Here is a 15,833-nt window from a genome sequence, read left to right on the forward strand (position 1 = left end):
GACCGCTCCTATTCGAGCGGCGGCAGGCACCGGTCGTCGTCTATCCTCCGAATCGAGTGGGACCGGTTTCGGCCTCACGCGCGATCTTGAGGAGGTGGGTCCGGTCACTGGGACAGACGCAGGGACCGACAACGGCCAGGCGGAGCTGCCCGAGGGCCAGGGCGTCGGCGCGGAGTCGACCGCGGAGCGCACCGCGCGCTTCGAACGGGACGCGCTCGAATTCCTCGACCAGATGTACTCGGCCGCCCTGCGCATGACGCGCAACCCGGCCGACGCCGAGGACCTGGTGCAGGAGACGTACGCCAAGGCGTACGCGTCCTTCCACCAGTTCCGCGAGGGCACCAACCTCAAGGCGTGGCTGTACCGGATCCTCACGAACACCTTCATCAACTCGTACCGCAAGAAGCAGCGCGAGCCCCAGCGCAGCGCGGCCGAGGAGATCGAGGACTGGCAGCTCGCCCGTGCCGAGTCGCACATGTCGACCGGTCTGCGCTCCGCCGAGTCGCAGGCGCTCGACCACCTGCCCGACTCGGACGTGAAGGAAGCGCTTCAGGCGATCCCCGAGGAATTCCGCATCGCCGTGTATCTCGCGGACGTCGAGGGCTTTGCGTACAAGGAGATCGCGGACATCATGGGGACACCCATCGGTACGGTGATGTCCCGGCTGCACCGGGGCCGCCGTCAACTGCGCGGCATGCTCGAGGACTACGCCCGCGAGCGTGGGCTGGTCCCGGCCGGCGCCGGGGAGTCGAACGAAGCGAAAGGCTCGGGCTCATGAGCTGCGGAGAGCCGCACGAGACGGACTGCAGTGAGGTCCTGGACCATCTGTACGAGTTCCTCGACAGCGAGATGCCGGACGTCGATCGCGACAAGTTCAAGCAGCACTTCCAGGAGTGCTCGCCGTGCCTGGAGAAGTACGGCCTGGAAGAGGCCGTGAAGAAGCTGGTCAAGCGGTGCTGCGGGCATGACGACGTGCCGACCGACCTGCGCGCCAAGGTCCTGGGGCGGCTCGACCTGATCCGCTCCGGGCAGGCCGTTCCCGAGCACGACGTGACGGCCGCACCGGTCACGCCCCAGGAGTCCTGACCCGGTCTCCTGACCCTCAGGTCATCACCCGAACGTGCTAATCCTCGGGTCATAGACCCTCGAACCCCCCGACTACCGCCCTAGGCTCCGAACGCCTGGAAGGGCATGGTCGGGGGAGGGGTCATGGAGGCGGTTCCGGCACGGGTACGCGGCTATGTGGCCGGTGTCGCCCTGCTCGCGCTGCTGTGTCCGCTGCCGCTGCCGGCACTCCCCACCCCCTGGTGGGCGGTGGCCCTGCTCGCCGCGCTGTACACGGCCTGCGAGCACGTCGTACGGCGTCGTTTCCCGGGCACGTTCCACCCTGTCTACCCCGTCCTGCTCGCCGGGGCCTTCCTGCTGCCCCCGGCCGCCGCCGCGCTCGTACCGCTGCCGGGCGCGCTGCTGTCCCGCGTGGACCAGCGGCCCGCCACCGCGCGACGGATCTGGCGGGCAGCCCGGCTGGCGCTCGCCGTGTGGAGCGCGGCCCGGGTGCACGGGGCGCTGGGCGGCCAGGCCGCGGTCGTCGCCTCGGACTTCCCGTACGCCCTGCTGCCCGCCGTGGCCGCCGTGCCGGTGTTCTGCCTGGTGCTGGCCGCCCTCGACGGCGGGATGCTCGCCGTCGAGGGCCGGGTGCCGGCCCGCCGGGCCTGGCGGGGGCTGCTGTCCCGGTCCCTGGCGCCGACCGGGGTGCACGGACTGGCCGGGCTGATGATGGCCGTGCTGTGGCGCAGCCCGTACGGGCCGGTCGCCGCGCTGCTCGTGCTGCTGCCGATGTGCGTGTCCTGGTGGGTGTTCGCCCAGTACCACCAGGAGCGCGCCGCCCATCAGGCGACCATCCGCGCACTGGTGCAGGCCGTCGACATCAAGGACGGCTACACCCGCGGGCACAGCGAGCGCGTCGGACACGCCTCCGTGCTGATCGCCCGCGAACTGGGCATGGACGACGAGCGGGTCGAGGTGCTGCGCTTCGCCGGGATCCTGCACGACGTCGGCAAACTCGGCGTGCCCACGCGGCTGCTCCGCAAGGACGGACCGCTCACCCCCGAGGAGCGGCGGGTCATCGAGCTGCACCCCGAGTACGGCCACGAGATGGTGCGCGGCATCTCCTTCCTCGGCGAGGCCCGCGCGGCGATCCTGCACCACCACGAGCGCATCGACGGCAGCGGCTACCCCTACGGGCTGGTGGGCGGCCAGATCCCCGAGTGCGCCCGGGTCGTCGCCGTCGCGGACGCCTTCGACGCGATGACGTCCACCCGCTCCTACCGCAGGGCCCGGCCCGTACCGGCCGCCCTGGACGAGCTCCGGCGGTGCGCGGGGGAGCAGTTCGACCCCCGGATGGTCACCGCGCTGGCCCGCGCCCTGGGACGGCACGGCTGGCGTCCCGCGGTCACCGCCGACGAGCCGGAGTGCGCCACGGCACCACCCGAACCCGTCGTCGGCCGGACCGGAGCGCGGCGATGACCGCGCTGCGCCTCATCCACGCCGCCGCCGCCCTCGTCGCCACCGCAGCCCTCGCCGACACCCTCTGGACCGGCCTGGACGAACGCGGTGCCGCCCTCGCCTTCGGCGTCCTCGTCACGGTCGGCGAACTCGTCAGGTGGACCGGCGCCCAGGTCAGGGAGGCCGCACCGATCGGCGCCGCCGGGGCGCTGGCGTACGCGCTGCTCGGGGAGGACGCGGGACACGCCACCCGGCACGACGCGCCCCAGGTCGTCGCCGTCGTCCTGGCCGCCGCCCTGCTGGGCAGTGTCCCGCACATCTGGCGGGGGCGGACCCCGACCCTCGACCACCTGGCCCGCCGCGTCCTCACCGTCGGCTTCGCCGCCGTCTGCTTCCAACCCCTGTACAGCCGGGGCGTGTTCGAGACCTGGGGCGGACCGGCCTACGCGCTGCTGCTGGTCGCGCTGCTCTCCCTCACCGCGCTGTGCGACGCCCTGCTGGCCGCCGCGCTGGCGCACTCCCGCAGCCGCTGGCCGTTCGGCCCGCTCCTCAGGGACGAGTTGCGGGGACTCGTCGGGATCGGGTCCGCCGTCTGTGCGACCGGGGCGGTGATCGCGCTCGCGATCGCCGTGGCGGGCCTGTGGGCGCTGCCCGTCTTCTGCCTGCCCCTGCTGCTCACCCAGCAGTCGCTGCGCCGGTACGCGGCCGTGCGCGCCACCTACCGGCAGACCATCGCCTCCCTCGCGCGGGCCACCGAGATAGCCGGTTACACCCCGGCCGGGCACGCCCACCGGGTGGCCGCGCTCAGCCGGGCCGTCGGCCGCGACCTGGGGCTGACGCGACCCGAGCTGACCGTGCTGGAGTACGCGGCCCTGATGCACGACATCGGCCAGCTCAGCCTCGTCGACCCGGTGCCGGCCGGCGCCACCGCCGTGCTGCCCGCCGAGGAACAGCGGCGCATAGCGCTGCTCGGCGGGGCCGTCGTACGGCAGACCGGGGTGGACGCGGCGGTCGCCGTGGTCGTGGAGCGGCAGGCCGATCCCTACCCGGAGCAGCCGCTCGCCGCGCGGATCGTGCGGGCGGTGAACGCCTACGAGGAGAAGACCCGGGACGCCGGGCCCGGCGGGCAGCTGAAGGCGCTGGAGGAGCTACGGCTCGGCACGGCCGGGGAGTACGCGCCCGAGGTCGTGGAGTCCCTCGCGCGGGTGCTGTGGAACCAGCGGGGCGGCGGGAGCCTGTCTGACCGTGCCGCGGGCTGGGTAACCCATGGGTAATGAGCGCCCTGGCCTGCGTACGTGGTTGGATGCGAGGGAGAGGGTGTCCGGGGGCACAAGCCAGCCCACTGTGCGGAACTGGAACTGGCAGGCGGGAATCGTGAGGATCTTCGGCAAGGGACGACACCGGCCCTCCGCCTCCTGGCGGCAGGCCACCGACCGGGCGTTCACGCTGATCGGGGACGGCCGGTACGAGGACGCGGGCGAGCTGCTGACGCGCGCCGCCGACCTGGAGCCCTGGCTGTCGGAGTCCTGGTTCAACCTCGCCCTGCTGCACAAGTTCCGGCACGACTGGGAACAGGCGCGGGCGGCGGGCCTCAGGGCCGTGGCGCTGCTCGACCGGGAGACCGGGGCGCCCGACTGGTGGAACGTGGGCATCGCCGCCACCGCCCTCCAGGACTGGCCGCTGGCCCGCCGGGCCTGGCAGGCCTACGGGCTGAAGGTGCCTGGGGGCACCTCCCGGCCGAAGGCTGGGGGAGGGGCCACCGCCTCCGGGGAGCCGCTGGGGATGGACCTGGGCAGCGCGGCCGTACGGCTGTCGCCGGAGGGCGAGGCCGAGGTCGTGTGGGGCCGCAGGCTCGATCCGGCGCGGATCGAGGTGCTGTCCATTCCGCTTCCCTCGTCCGGACGGCGCTGGGGCGAGGTCGTGCTGCACGACGGTGTGCCGCACGGCGAGCGGACCACGGCCGCCGGGCACGCCTACCCCGTCTTCGACGAGATCGAGCTGTGGGCGCCCTCGCCGGTGCCCACCTGGGTGGTCCTCCTGGAGGCCGCCACCGAGGCCGACCGGGACGCCCTGGAGCAGCTCGCCGCCGACGCCGGTTTCGCGGCGGAGGACTGGTCGTCGTCCGTGCGGCTGCTGTGCCGGATGTGCTCCGAGTCCCGGATGCCGTCCGACGAGGGCGACGGTGTCCACCTGGACCCCCACGACCACAGCGAGCCGGGACACCCGGGCCCGCTGGGCCACCGGACCGACGGGCAGCTGTGGGTGCCGGAGCGGGAGTGCGGCGTCGCGGCGCCGGCCTCCCTGGTGAGGGGGCTGCTGGACGGCTGGGTGGCGGACAGCCCGGACTCGCGTGACTGGCGGGATCTGGAAGAGGTCTGCTGAGCGTTCGCCGTACCCTGTACCAGCACCACACCTGTGGTGCGCACCCCAGTTTTTCCGAGGAAGGCGTACGTCGGTCATGGCCCAGCAGGACACCGATCAGCAGCACGCGGGCGTGCTCCCCGTCGACGAGGAGGGCTTCGTCGTCGACACGGAGGACTGCGAGGAGCGCGAGACCGCCTGGCGCGAGCGCGGCACCTCACGGCCGATCACGGTCGTCGGCAACCCGGTGCTGCACAAGGAGTGCACGGACGTCACCGAGTTCGGCGAGGAGCTCGAGAAGCTGGTCGCCGACATGTTCGCCAGCCAGCGCACGGCCGAGGGCGTGGGCCTGGCCGCCAACCAGATCGGCGTCGACCTGAAGGTCTTCGTGTACGACTGCCAGGACGACGAGGGCGTGCGGCACGTCGGCGTGGTCTGCAACCCGAAGGTCGTCGACCTGCCCGCGGACAAGCGCCGGCTGGACGACAGCAACGAGGGCTGCCTGTCCGTCCCGACCGCGTACGCGCCGCTCGCGCGGCCCGACTACGCCGAGGTCACCGGGCAGGACGAGAAGGGCAACCCGGTCAAGGTGCGGGGCACCGGCTACTTCGCTCGCTGTTTGCAGCACGAGACCGACCACCTGTACGGCTACCTCTACATCGACCGTCTCTCCAAGCGTGAACGCAAGGACGCGCTGCGGCAGATGGCCGAGAACGAGCCACGCTACCCCGTGGTCGCCAACGACTGAGTGCCCGCCCCGCGCGTGCGGGGACCGCACGAGAGCAGCGACGACGCCCGGTCAGGATCCCGTCCCGACCGGGCGTCGTTCGTTTGTTCGTCGCATGATTCCCGGCATCTTGGGGTGGTGAGTGAGGCAAATCCGTTCCCAGAGCGGTCAGTTGTGGTGCTGAATGGAAGTGCGGGGATACGCAACGGCGCACGCCCGGCACAGCGGGAGGGGCGTGCGTAACTGGCGGCTGAGAGGGGTTTGTTCGTGCATGCTTTCTCACGCGGCACCACATCGACACCGACGGCGGTCGCGGTTCCGCCGTCGCTCGCCCTTCCGGTGATCGAGGACGCGTTTCCCCGGAACCTGCACCCGTATTGGCCAAAGCTTCAGGAGAAGACCCGCCTGTGGCTGCTCGAAAAACGGCTCATGCCGGCGGACAAGGTGGCGGAATATGCCGACGGACTGTGCTACACCGACCTCATGGCCGGGTACTACCTCGGCGCGCCGGACGAGGTGCTCCAGGCCATAGCCGACTACAGCGCGTGGTTCTTCGCCTGGGACGACCGCCACGACCGTGACATCGTCCACGGCCGCGCGGGCGACTGGCGGCGGCTCAGGTTCCGCTTGCACACGGCCCTCGACTCACCCGGGCACCAGCTGCGCCACCCGGACCCACTGGTGGCAGGCTTCGCGGACAGTGTTCTGCGGCTGTACTCGTTCCTGCCGGGCACCTGGAACGCGCGGTTCGCCCGGCACTTCCACGCGGTGATCGAGGCGTACGACCGGGAGTTCCGCAACCGCGCCGGGGGACACGTCCCCGAGGTCGAGGAGTACCTCGCCCTGAGGCGTCTGACCTTCGCCCACTGGATCTGGACGGACCTGCTGGAGCCGAGCGCGGGACTCGAACTCCCGGACGCCGTACGGAAACACCCGGCATACCGCCGCCCGGCCCTGCTGAGCCAGGAATTCGCGGCGTGGTACAACGACCTCTGCTCGCTGCCGAAGGAAATAGCGGGCGACGAGGTGCACAATCTCGGAATCAGCCTGATCGTCCATCAGGAACTCACCCTGGAAGAGGCGGTCGGGGAAGTAAGGCGGCGCGTCGAGGAATGCGTCGACGAATTCCTGGAGGCGGAGCGAATCGCCTTGCGGTTCGCCGACGACCTCGACGACGGCACGGTGCCGGGAAAGGAACTCGGCGCCGCCGTACGGGCCTGCCTCGGCAATATGCGGAACTGGTTCAGCTCCGTCTACTGGTTCCACCACGAGTCCGGCCGGTACATGGTCGACAGCTGGGACGACCGGTCCACGCCCCCGTACGTCAACAACGAAGCGGCAGGTGAGAAATGACCGTCGAATCCGTGAATCCCGTCTCCGCCGACGCGCCGGAGTTGCGGGAACCGCCCCTCGCCGGCGGCGCCGTCCCGGTCCTCGGCCACGGCTGGAAGCTGGTCCGCGACCCGCTGGCCTTCATGTCCCGGCTGCGCGACCACGGCGAGGTCGTACGCCTCCGGCTCGGCCCCAAGACGGTGTACGCCGTCACCACGCCGGAGCTCACCGGCGCGCTGGCCCTCAGCCCCGACTACATCATCGCCGGACCGCTGTGGGAGTCCCTGGAGGGCCTGCTCGGCAAGGAGGGCGTGGCCACCGCCAACGGCTCCCGCCACCGCCGCCAGCGGCGCATCATCCAGCCCGCCTTCCGCCTCGACGCGATCCCCGCCTACGGGCCGGTCATGGAGGAGGAGGCGCACGCGCTGACCGAGCGCTGGCAGCCCGGCGAGACCCTCGACTGCACCTCCGAGTCCTTCCGCGTCGCCGTGCGCGTCGCGGCCCGCTGCCTGCTGCGCGGCGAGTACATGGACGAGCGGGCCGAGCGGCTGTGCGTCGCCCTCGCCACCGTCTTCAGGGGCATGTACCGGAGGATGGTCGTCCCGCTCGGACCGCTCTACCGGCTGCCGCTGCCGGCCAACCGGGAATTCAACCGGGCGCTGGCCGATTTGCATCTCCTGGTCGACGAGATCGTCGCCGAACGCCGGGCATCTGGTCAAAAGCCGGACGATTTGCTGACGGCATTGCTGGAGGCGCGGGACGACAATGGCGACCCCATCGGAGAACAGGAGATCCACGATCAGGTGGTCGCGATACTCACCCCCGGAAGCGAAACAGTCGCCTCCACGATCATGTGGCTCCTCCAGGTCCTCGCCGAACACCCGGAACACGCCGCCAGGGTGCGCGCCGAGGCCGAATCCGTGACGGGCGGCCGGCCCGTCGGATTCGACGACGTACGGCGGCTGACCCACACGAACAATCTCGTCGTCGAGGCCATGCGTTTGCGCCCCGCCGTATGGATATTGACGCGGCGGGCGGTGACCGACACCGCTCTCGGCGGCTATCGCATTCCGGCGGGCGCGGACATCGTCTACAGCCCGTACGCGATCCAGCGCGACGCGCGTTCCTACCCGGACCACCTCGGGTTCGACCCCGACCGCTGGCTGCCGGAGCGGGTCAAGGACGTGCCCAAGCACGCGATGAGCCCCTTCAGCGTCGGCAACCGCAAGTGCCCCAGCGACCACTTCTCCATGGCGCAGCTGACCCTGATCACCGCGGCGGTGTCGGCGAAGTACCGCTTCGAGCAGGTCGGCGGGTCGGATGACGCGACCCGGGTGGGCATCACGCTCCGTCCGCACCGGCTGCTGCTCAAGCCCGTGGAGTGGTGACGCACGAAGTGCGACGCCTGCCGGTACCGGCGTGCGCTCAGGCGGCCTCGGGCCCCCGGAACGCGCGCCGGTAGGCGTTCGGCGTCGTGCCCAGCGCCCGGACGAACTGGTGGCGCAGCGCGGCCGCCGTGGCGAACCCGGTCCGCCAGGCGATCGCGTCCATCGTCTCGTCCGTGCCCTCCAGCAACTCCTGGGCCAGCAGCACCCGTTGGCGCAGGATCCAGCGGTAGGGGGTGGTGCCCGTCTCCTGCTGGAAGCGGCGGGCGAAGGTGCGCGGGGCCATGTGGGCGCGAGCCGCGAGCTGGTCCACGGTGACCTCCTCGTCGAGGTGCTGCTCCATCCACGCCAGCACCTCGCCCACGGTGTCGCAGGAGCTCTTCGGCAGCGGACGCTCGATGTACTGCGCCTGCCCGCCGTCCCGGTGCGGCGGCACCACCATGCGCCGGGCGATCTTGTTGGCGACCTCCGGGCCCTGCTCCTTGCGCACGATGTGCAGACAGGCGTCGATACCGGCGGCGGTGCCGGCCGAGGTGATCACCGGGTCCTCGTCGACGTAGAGCACGTCGGGTTCGACGAGCGCGCGCGGGTACTGCCGGGTCAGTTCGTCCGCGTGGTGCCAGTGCACCGCGCAGCGCCGCCCGTCCAGCAGCCCGGCGGCACCGAGCATGAACACCCCGGAGCACACGCTCAGCACCCGGGCCCCGCGCTCCACGGCCCGCACCAGGGCGTCGAGGAGCGCGGGCGGGTAGTCCCGGTGGTGGAACTCGTCGCCGGCCGGCACGGTGATCAGATCGGCCTGGTCGAGCCGGTCGAGACCGTACGGTGTGGACACCGTCAGCCCGCCGACGTGCGTGCCCAGCGCCGGGCCCTCGGCCGACACCACCGCGAAGTCGTACACCGGCAGCCCCTCGTCGCTGCGGTCGATGCCGAACACCTCGCAGACGACGCCGAGCTCGAAGGGGTGCACGCCGTCCAGCAGCACGGCCGCCACGTTCTTCAGCATGCTGCCAGTGTGCCTCCACAGTGGCAGGAATTTGAAGGCGTACGGCAGTCCTGCCACTCACGGTAAGCAGTATCCGGCGCGACAGTGGTGTCATGACTACAGCACAGACAGAAGGCCTGACCGCACTGCTCGTCGTCCTCGGGATCTTCGTCCTGATGGTCCTCCCGTCACTGATCGGCATCGCGCACGACCGGCGCGTCGACCGACAGATCAGGGAGGCCCAGCAGGCACGGGAGGAGACCGAGGATCAGAAGTCCTCGTCCAGGTCGACGGTGCCCTCCACCGCCACCTGGTACGCCGACGGACGCCGCTCGAAGAAGTTGGTCAGCTCCTGAACACCCTGGAGCTCCATGAAGGAGAAGGGGTTCTCGGAGCCGTACACCGGAGCGAAGCCGAGGCGCGTCAGACGCTGGTCGGCGACGCACTCCAGGTACTGTCGCATCGAGTCGGTGTTCATACCCGGGAGGCCGTCACCGCACAGGTCGCGCGCGAACTGCAGCTCGGCCTCGACGGCCTCCCGCAGCATGTCGGTGACCTGCTGCTGGAGCTCGTCGTCGAAGAGGTCCGGCTCCTCCTTGCGGACGGTGTCCACGACGTCGAAGGCGAAGGACATGTGCATCGTCTCGTCGCGGAACACCCAGTTGGTTCCGGTGGCCAGACCGTGCAGCAGGCCCCGGCTGCGGAACCAGTAGACGTACGCGAAGGCGCCGTAGAAGAACAGGCCCTCGATGCACGCGGCGAAGCAGATGAGGTTGAGCAGGAAGCGGCGGCGGTCCGCCCGGGACTCCAGACGCTCCAGCTTCTCGACCTCGTTGATCCACTTGAAGCAGAACCCGGCCTTCTCGCGGATGGACGGGATGTTCTCCACGGCCGCGAAGGCGGCGGTGCGGTCGTCCGGGTCGGGGAGGTAGGTGTCCAGGAGCGTCAGATAGAACTGGACGTGCACGGCCTCCTCGAAGAGCTGACGGCTCAAGTACAGCCGCGCCTCGGGGGAGTTGATGTGCTTGTAGAGGGTCAGCACCAGGTTGTTCGCGACGATCGAGTCGCCCGTCGCGAAGAAGGCCACCAGGCGGCCGATCAGGTGCTGCTCCGCCGGAGTCAGCTTCGCGAGGTCGGCCACGTCCGAGTGGAGGTCGACCTCCTCCACGGTCCAGGTGTTCTTGATGGCGTCCCGGTAGCGCTCGTAGAAGTCCGGGTAGCGCATGGGGCGGAGAGTCAGCTCGAAGCCCGGGTCGAGCAGGTTCTTGGACAGCACGGTCTTGGCTTCGGTGGTCATTACTGGCAGGCCTCGCAGGACTCGGGGTTCTCCAGGGAGCAGGCGACGGCGTCGGGGTCCGCGGCCTGCTGTACGGGGACAGTGGCTCGGGCAGCGCGGGCGATGCGGGTCGCCGGGCGGGAGCGCAGGTAGTACGTCGTCTTCAGGCCCTGCTTCCAGGCGTACGCGTACATCGAGGAGAGCTTGCCGATGGTCGGCGTCTCCATGAAGAGGTTCAGGGACTGGGACTGGTCCAGGAACGGGGTCCGGGCGGCGGCCATGTCGATCAGGCCGCGCTGCGGGATCTCCCAGGCCGTGCGGTACAGCGCCCGTACGTCGGCCGGGATCCAGGCGAAGTCCTGCACCGAGCCGTTCGCCTCGCGCAGCGCCTCACGGGTGCGGGCGTCCCAGACGCCGAGCTCCTTGAGGTCCTTCACCAGGTACGAGTTGACCTGGAGGAACTCGCCGGACAGCGTCTCGCGCTTGAACAGGTTGGACACCTGCGGCTCGATGCACTCGTAGACACCGGCGATCGAGGCGATGGTGGCGGTGGGGGCGATGGCCAGCAGCAGCGAGTTGCGCAGGCCGGTCGTCGCGACGCGCTCGCGCAGCGCCGCCCAGCGCTCCGGCCAGGTCAGCTCGGCGTCGTAGTGGTCGGGGTGCAGGAAACCCCGCGCGGTGCGGGTCTTCTCCCAGGCCGGCAGCGGGCCGTTGCGCTCGGCGAGGTCGGCGGAGGCCTCGTACGCGGCGAGCATGACGCGCTCGGAAATGCGCGTGGACAGCGCCTTCGCCTCCGGCGAGTCGAAGGGCAGCCGCAGCTTGAAGAAGACGTCCTGGAGACCCATCGCGCCGAGGCCGACCGGGCGCCACTTGGCGTTGGAGCGGCCGGCCTGCTCGGTGGGGTAGAAGTTGATGTCGACGACGCGGTCGAGGAAGGTGACGGCGGTACGGACGGTGGCGTCCAGCCGCTCCCAGTCGATGTCGCCGGTCCCGGTGTCGACGAAGGCGCCGAGGTTGACCGAACCCAGGTTGCAGACCGCGGTCTCCCCGTCGTCCGTGACCTCCAGGATCTCCGTGCACAGGTTGGAGGAGTGCACGACGTGGCCCGGTTCGGCCGTCTGGTTGGCGGTGCGGTTGGCGGCGTCCTTGAAGGTCATCCAGCCGTTGCCGGTCTGCGCGAGGGTGCGCATCATACGGCCGTACAGATCACGGGCCGGGATGGTCTTCTTCGCGAGCCCCTCGGCCTCGGCCTTGCGGTACGCCGCGTCGAACTCCTGGCCCCACAGGTCGACCAGCTCGGGCACGTCGGCCGGGGAGAACAGCGACCACTGCTCGTCGGCGTTCACACGGCGCATGAACTCGTCCGGGACCCAGTGCGCGAGATTGAGGTTGTGCGTACGGCGGGCGTCCTCGCCGGTGTTGTCGCGCAGCTCCAGGAACTCCTCGATGTCGGAGTGCCAGGTCTCCAGGTAGACCGCGGCGGCGCCCTTGCGCCGGCCGCCCTGGTTCACGGCCGCCACGGACGCGTCGAGGGTCTTCAGGAACGGCACGATGCCGTTGGAGTGCCCGTTGGTACCGCGGATGAGGGAGCCGCGCGAACGGATCCGGCTGTACGACAGACCGATGCCGCCGGCGTGCTTGGAGAGCCGGGCGACCTGGTGGTAGCGGTCGTAGATGGAGTCCAGCTCGTCCTTGGGGGAGTCGAGGAGGTAGCAGGACGACATCTGGGGGTGCCGGGTGCCGGAGTTGAACAGGGTGGGGGAGGAGGGCAGGTAGTCGAGGCGGCTCATCAGGCCGTAGAGCGCGGCGACTTCGTCGACGGAGCGGGTGGTGTCGTCCTCGGCGAGGCCGCTCGCCACCCGCAGCAGGAAGTGCTGGGGCGTCTCGACGACCTTGCGGGTGTGGGGGTGCCGCAGGAGGTAGCGGCTGTGCAGGGTGCGCAGGCCGAAGTAGCCGAAGCGGTCGTCGGCGTCCGTGTCGATCAGCGCGTCCAGGCGGGCCGCGTGCAGCCGTACGAAGTCGGCGGTGCGGTCGGCGATGAGGCCCTCGCGGTGGCCGACGGCCACGGACCCGGTGAACGAGGTGACGCCCTGGGAGGCGGCCTCCGCGGCGATGCTGATCGTCAGCAGCCTGGCGGCCAGCCTCGAGTAGGCCGGGTCCTCGGAGATCAGGCCGGCGGCCGCCTCCGTGGCCAGTTCGCGCAGTTCCGCCTCGTCGGCACGGGCGGACCGGCCGCGCAGCGCGGCGGCGGCGACCCGGCCGGGGTCGGCGTCGGGCAGGTCGGCGGTCAGCTCGGTCAGGGTCCGCAACAGCGCGGTCCCGGGACCGTCGGACTCCACCGGGGTCGCCTCGGTCGCCGGGATGGCTGAAGCCGGGTCGGCTGGCGCGATGGTCACGTGGGGCACTCCCTCGCTCGGCAGGGGGCCTGGCGGAGGGCAGGGGGCAGCACACGAGCGCGCACGGCGTCGCGTCCACCGGCCCACTCCACGAGGCCCGGACGTCTGAGCACCCGAGCCGGACGGCCGGGGCGCGCTGTCGACAGGTCCTCGGACTGACTCCTGTGCACAGACATGCACAAGTACACCGTTGCGGGACAGTTCCGGATTCGCACCGGATTCCCCTGCGGCGACAGCGAGCATGAGCATACATCTTGTGCTCGCCTGTCACGCCACCCCCAGATGTTGTGTCGAGGTGGTTTCAGAGCGTCAACTTGTAGGTGAGGAGAGTGAGGTCGTCCAGGTGCGGCACGGGGTTCCAGTCCCGCTCCGGTGTGCGGACGAAGCCGAGGCGTTCGTAGAGCCGGTGGGCGGTGTGCATGGAGCGCTGGCTCGACAGGACGACGCTGGTGCGGCCGTCCGCGGCGCGGGCGCGGTCGAGGCAGGCTCTGACGAGGGCCTCGCCGACGCCTTCGCCGCGGGCGCCGTGCTCGACGGCCAGCGCGCGGATCTCGGCCTCTCCGGGTCCGGCGATGTCGGCGACGGGGCCGCCGTCGGGAACGAAGGTGACGCCACCGAGCAGCCTGCCGTCGCGCACCGCCACCAGCACCACGGCGGCGGCGGCTCGCTGCGCGACGTCCTTCAGCACGGGCAGGTACTCGTCGCCCTCGCCGTAGTCGAGGAGGCCGTCGTCGAGGTAGGCGCGGGCGGTCAGTTCGCCGAGAGCGGTGTACTCGGCGGGTTCCACTTCACGGATCCGGATGTCCATGGCGCGCAGTGTGCCCCACGCACACGACGGCGGGCCGCCGAATTTCCCGACGGCCCGCCGCGGTCCTGCCTGGTGGAAAGCTCCTCTAGTGGGAGGCTCCCGCTGTCGCCGGCGGCAGTTCCACCTCGACGCCCGGGTCGCCCGCGTCCGCCGTGTAGTCCTCCGGCTTGGTCTCGTCGACGCCCTCGGGGGCCTTCGCCGCCTTCAGGACGAAGGTCAGGACCACGGTCACGACGACATTCAGGACGAACGCCGTGAGGCCGATGTAGCCGATCTCGCCGATGCCGGGGATCTCCTTCGCCGAGCCGCCGAAGTGCGCCTGCGTCGGCGAGGCCACCCCGTACGCGGCGACCGTGCCGTACACCATGCCGACCGCCCAGCCGGCCAGCAGGGCCCAGCGGTGGAACCAGCGGGTGAACAGGCCGCCGACCAGGGCCGGGAAGGTCTGCAGGATCCAGATGCCGCCGAGCAGCTGGAAGTTGATGGCGACCGTCTTGTCCATGGTCAGGACGAAGACCAGCGCGCCCACCTTCACCAGCAGCGACACGAGCTTGGAGACCCGGGTCTCCTCCTTCGCCGTGGCGTCCGGCTTGATGAAGTCCTTGTAGATGTTGCGGGTGAAGAGGTTGGCCGCCGCGATCGACATGATCGCCGCCGGCACCAGCGCGCCGATGCCGATCGCCGCGAAGGCCACGCCCGCGAACCAGTCCGGGAACATGTCCTCGAACAGCTGCGGGATCGCCAGCTGGCCGTTGGTGACCTTCACCCCGGCCGCGATCGCCATGAAGCCCAGCAGCGCCAGCAGGCCCAGCATCAGGGAGTACAGCGGCAGGATCGTGGTGTTGCGGCGGATCACCTCACGGCTGCGCGAGGACAGGGTCGCGGTGATCGAGTGCGGGTACATGAACAGCGCCAGCGCCGAGCCCAACGCCAGCGTGGCGTACGTCCACTGGCCCGCCTCCGCCGGCACGAGCGCGCCGCGCGGTTTCCCGGTCGCCGGGTTGACCTGGCTGAACGCGTGACCCGCCTTGGCGAAGACGTCGTCGAACCCGCCCAGCTTGATCGGGATGTAGATGATCGCGACGGCGATGACGATGTAGATCAGCCCGTCCTTGACGAACGCGATCAGCGCGGGCGCCCTGAGGCCCGACGAGTACGTGTACGCGGCCAGCACGCCGAAGGCGATCAGCAGCGGCAGGTCCTTCACGAACCAGTTGGTGTTCTCGCCGCCGCCGACGCCCATCACGTCCAGCACGGCCTGGATGCCGACCAGTTGGAGCGCGATGTACGGCATCGTCGCCAGGATGCCGGTCAGCGCCACCGCCAGCGACAGGCCCTTGGAGCCGAACCGGCCGCGCACGAAGTCAGAGGTCGTCACATAGCCGTGCTTGTGCGAGACCGACCACAGGCGGGGCAGGAACGTGAAGATCAACGGGTAGACGAGGATGGTGTACGGCACCGCGAAGAAGCCCGCCGCGCCCGCCGCGTAGATCGCCGCCGGCACCGCCACGAAGGTGTAGGCGGTGTACAGGTCGCCGCCGAGCAGGAACCAGGTGATCCAGGTGCCGAACGACCGGCCGCCCAGGCCCCATTCGTCGAGGCTGTGCTCGTCGTCGGCCCTGCGCCAGCGCGCGGCGAGGAAGCCCATGACCGTGACGGCCAGGAAGAAGAAGATGAAGACGCCGAGCGCGACGCCGTTCACGCCGTCCTTCATTCCGCCGCACCCCCCTTCGCGGTCTCGCGGGAACGCTGGTCACGGCGCCACAACTGGTAGGCGGTCATGGTCAGCACGGTGGAGATGAGCACCCACAGCATCTGGTACCAGTAGAAGAACGGGATCCCTATGAACGCGGGGTCCACCTTGGTGTAGGAGCCGACCCACAGCATCGCCACGAAGGGCGCGACGAGACACAGGCCGATGATCACCCGGACCGGTGTCACGACCGCTGCCACGACCGGTGGTTTCACTTCAGGCGCTTCGGACATGCCACAGCTCCGTCCCCTCACTGATCACCTGTGTAATGCGCAGGCAATCTAGGGGACAGTGTCACGTCAGCG

General features: G+C 70.4%; 15 protein-coding genes and 1 riboswitch. Of the genes, 9 read left to right on the forward strand and 6 right to left on the reverse strand.

What is annotated here, in order from left to right:
• Positions 1–94: 94 nt before the first annotated feature.
• The 8 genes from sigR to ABZ915_RS30290 all read left to right on the forward strand — a co-directional run bounded on the left by sigR (position 95) and on the right by ABZ915_RS30290 (position 8,313).
• Positions 95–778, forward strand: a complete 684-nt coding sequence (sigR, locus tag ABZ915_RS30255) for an RNA polymerase sigma factor SigR (RefSeq protein WP_361809808.1) — start codon at positions 95–97, stop codon at positions 776–778.
• Positions 775–1,086: a mycothiol system anti-sigma-R factor gene (rsrA, locus tag ABZ915_RS30260; protein ID WP_361809810.1), complete on the forward strand. Its 312-nt coding sequence runs from the start codon at positions 775–777 to the stop codon at positions 1,084–1,086. The genes sigR and rsrA overlap by 4 nt, the downstream gene beginning before the upstream one ends.
• Before the next feature lie 123 nt (positions 1,087–1,209).
• Complete coding sequence (locus ABZ915_RS30265; protein WP_361809812.1) at positions 1,210–2,526, forward strand: HD-GYP domain-containing protein; 1,317 nt, start codon at positions 1,210–1,212, stop codon at positions 2,524–2,526.
• Entirely contained in the window at positions 2,523–3,779 is a 1,257-nt protein-coding gene (locus ABZ915_RS30270) for an HD domain-containing protein (protein WP_361809814.1), read from the forward strand. The genes ABZ915_RS30265 and ABZ915_RS30270 overlap by 4 nt, the downstream gene beginning before the upstream one ends.
• Positions 3,780–3,879: 100 nt before the next feature.
• The gene (locus ABZ915_RS30275; protein ID WP_361809816.1) at positions 3,880–4,887 is read left to right on the forward strand and encodes a hypothetical protein; all 1,008 of its coding nucleotides are present in this window, start codon (positions 3,880–3,882) and stop codon (positions 4,885–4,887) included.
• 76 nt (positions 4,888–4,963) lie between these two features.
• Positions 4,964–5,614 (forward strand): peptide deformylase, encoded by a 651-nt coding sequence (gene def, locus ABZ915_RS30280; protein WP_361809818.1) that lies wholly within the window; start codon positions 4,964–4,966, stop codon positions 5,612–5,614.
• A 246-nt stretch (positions 5,615–5,860) separates the two neighbouring features.
• A complete protein-coding gene (gene cyc1 / locus ABZ915_RS30285) occupies positions 5,861–6,946 on the forward strand; it encodes an epi-isozizaene synthase (protein ID WP_361809820.1) in 1,086 nt (361 codons plus the stop codon).
• On the forward strand, positions 6,943–8,313 hold the full coding sequence (locus tag ABZ915_RS30290) for a cytochrome P450 (protein WP_361809822.1): 1,371 nt from the start codon (positions 6,943–6,945) through the stop codon (positions 8,311–8,313). Before cyc1 ends, ABZ915_RS30290 begins: the two co-directional genes overlap by 4 nt.
• Before the next feature lie 37 nt (positions 8,314–8,350).
• Here the strand turns inward: ABZ915_RS30290 and ABZ915_RS30295 are convergent, their stop codons facing one another.
• Positions 8,351–9,316, reverse strand: coding sequence for a helix-turn-helix domain-containing protein (locus tag ABZ915_RS30295; RefSeq protein ID WP_361809824.1), 966 nt, complete (start codon positions 9,314–9,316; stop codon positions 8,351–8,353).
• Positions 9,317–9,408: 92 nt separating this feature from the next.
• On the opposite strand from ABZ915_RS30295, the gene ABZ915_RS30300 reads away from it, so the two are divergent.
• Positions 9,409–9,651 (forward strand): hypothetical protein, encoded by a 243-nt coding sequence (locus ABZ915_RS30300; protein ID WP_361809826.1) that lies wholly within the window; start codon positions 9,409–9,411, stop codon positions 9,649–9,651.
• On the opposite strand, the gene ABZ915_RS30305 is transcribed toward ABZ915_RS30300, so the two are convergent.
• From ABZ915_RS30305 to ABZ915_RS30325, 5 genes are all read right to left on the reverse strand, one after another.
• A complete protein-coding gene (locus ABZ915_RS30305; RefSeq protein ID WP_361809828.1) occupies positions 9,564–10,592 on the reverse strand; it encodes a ribonucleotide-diphosphate reductase subunit beta in 1,029 nt (342 codons plus the stop codon). The two genes, ABZ915_RS30300 and ABZ915_RS30305, sit on opposite strands and share 88 nt — an antisense overlap.
• Entirely contained in the window at positions 10,592–12,967 is a 2,376-nt protein-coding gene (locus ABZ915_RS30310; protein WP_361809830.1) for a ribonucleoside-diphosphate reductase subunit alpha, read from the reverse strand. The genes ABZ915_RS30305 and ABZ915_RS30310 overlap by 1 nt, the downstream gene beginning before the upstream one ends.
• Before the next feature lie 145 nt (positions 12,968–13,112).
• A riboswitch (cobalamin riboswitch) is annotated at positions 13,113–13,191 on the reverse strand.
• A 77-nt stretch (positions 13,192–13,268) separates the two neighbouring features.
• Complete coding sequence (locus ABZ915_RS30315; RefSeq protein WP_361809832.1) at positions 13,269–13,775, reverse strand: GNAT family N-acetyltransferase; 507 nt, start codon at positions 13,773–13,775, stop codon at positions 13,269–13,271.
• Between the two features lie 85 nt (positions 13,776–13,860).
• Positions 13,861–15,489 carry a monocarboxylate uptake permease MctP gene (gene mctP, locus ABZ915_RS30320; protein ID WP_361809834.1) on the reverse strand — a complete coding sequence of 543 codons (1,629 nt, stop codon included), beginning with the start codon at positions 15,487–15,489 and terminating at the stop codon, positions 13,861–13,863.
• Positions 15,486–15,761: a DUF3311 domain-containing protein gene (locus tag ABZ915_RS30325; RefSeq protein WP_361809836.1), complete on the reverse strand. Its 276-nt coding sequence runs from the start codon at positions 15,759–15,761 to the stop codon at positions 15,486–15,488. Before ABZ915_RS30325 ends, mctP begins: the two co-directional genes overlap by 4 nt.
• Positions 15,762–15,833 lie beyond the last annotated feature (72 nt).

Origin of the sequence: Streptomyces sp. NPDC046915, from assembly GCF_040644935.1 — a bacterium.
Lineage (GTDB): Bacteria > Actinomycetota > Actinomycetes > Streptomycetales > Streptomycetaceae > Streptomyces.

Excerpts from the sequence above, each read along its gene's own strand:
- ABZ915_RS30300 (WP_361809826.1), top strand. The coding sequence starts at position 9,409 with ATGACTACAGCACAGACAGAAGGCCTGACCGCACTGCTCGTCGTCCTC.
- ABZ915_RS30315 (WP_361809832.1), bottom strand. The coding sequence starts at position 13,775 with ATGGACATCCGGATCCGTGAAGTGGAACCCGCCGAGTACACCGCTCTC.
- ABZ915_RS30265 (WP_361809812.1), top strand. The coding sequence starts at position 1,210 with ATGGAGGCGGTTCCGGCACGGGTACGCGGCTATGTGGCCGGTGTCGCC.
- ABZ915_RS30325 (WP_361809836.1), bottom strand. The coding sequence starts at position 15,761 with ATGTCCGAAGCGCCTGAAGTGAAACCACCGGTCGTGGCAGCGGTCGTG.
- ABZ915_RS30295 (WP_361809824.1), bottom strand. The coding sequence starts at position 9,316 with ATGCTGAAGAACGTGGCGGCCGTGCTGCTGGACGGCGTGCACCCCTTC.
- ABZ915_RS30305 (WP_361809828.1), bottom strand. The coding sequence starts at position 10,592 with ATGACCACCGAAGCCAAGACCGTGCTGTCCAAGAACCTGCTCGACCCG.
- ABZ915_RS30290 (WP_361809822.1), top strand. The coding sequence starts at position 6,943 with ATGACCGTCGAATCCGTGAATCCCGTCTCCGCCGACGCGCCGGAGTTG.
- rsrA (WP_361809810.1), top strand. The coding sequence starts at position 775 with ATGAGCTGCGGAGAGCCGCACGAGACGGACTGCAGTGAGGTCCTGGAC.
- ABZ915_RS30270 (WP_361809814.1), top strand. The coding sequence starts at position 2,523 with ATGACCGCGCTGCGCCTCATCCACGCCGCCGCCGCCCTCGTCGCCACC.
- mctP (WP_361809834.1), bottom strand. The coding sequence starts at position 15,489 with ATGAAGGACGGCGTGAACGGCGTCGCGCTCGGCGTCTTCATCTTCTTC.
- def (WP_361809818.1), top strand. The coding sequence starts at position 4,964 with ATGGCCCAGCAGGACACCGATCAGCAGCACGCGGGCGTGCTCCCCGTC.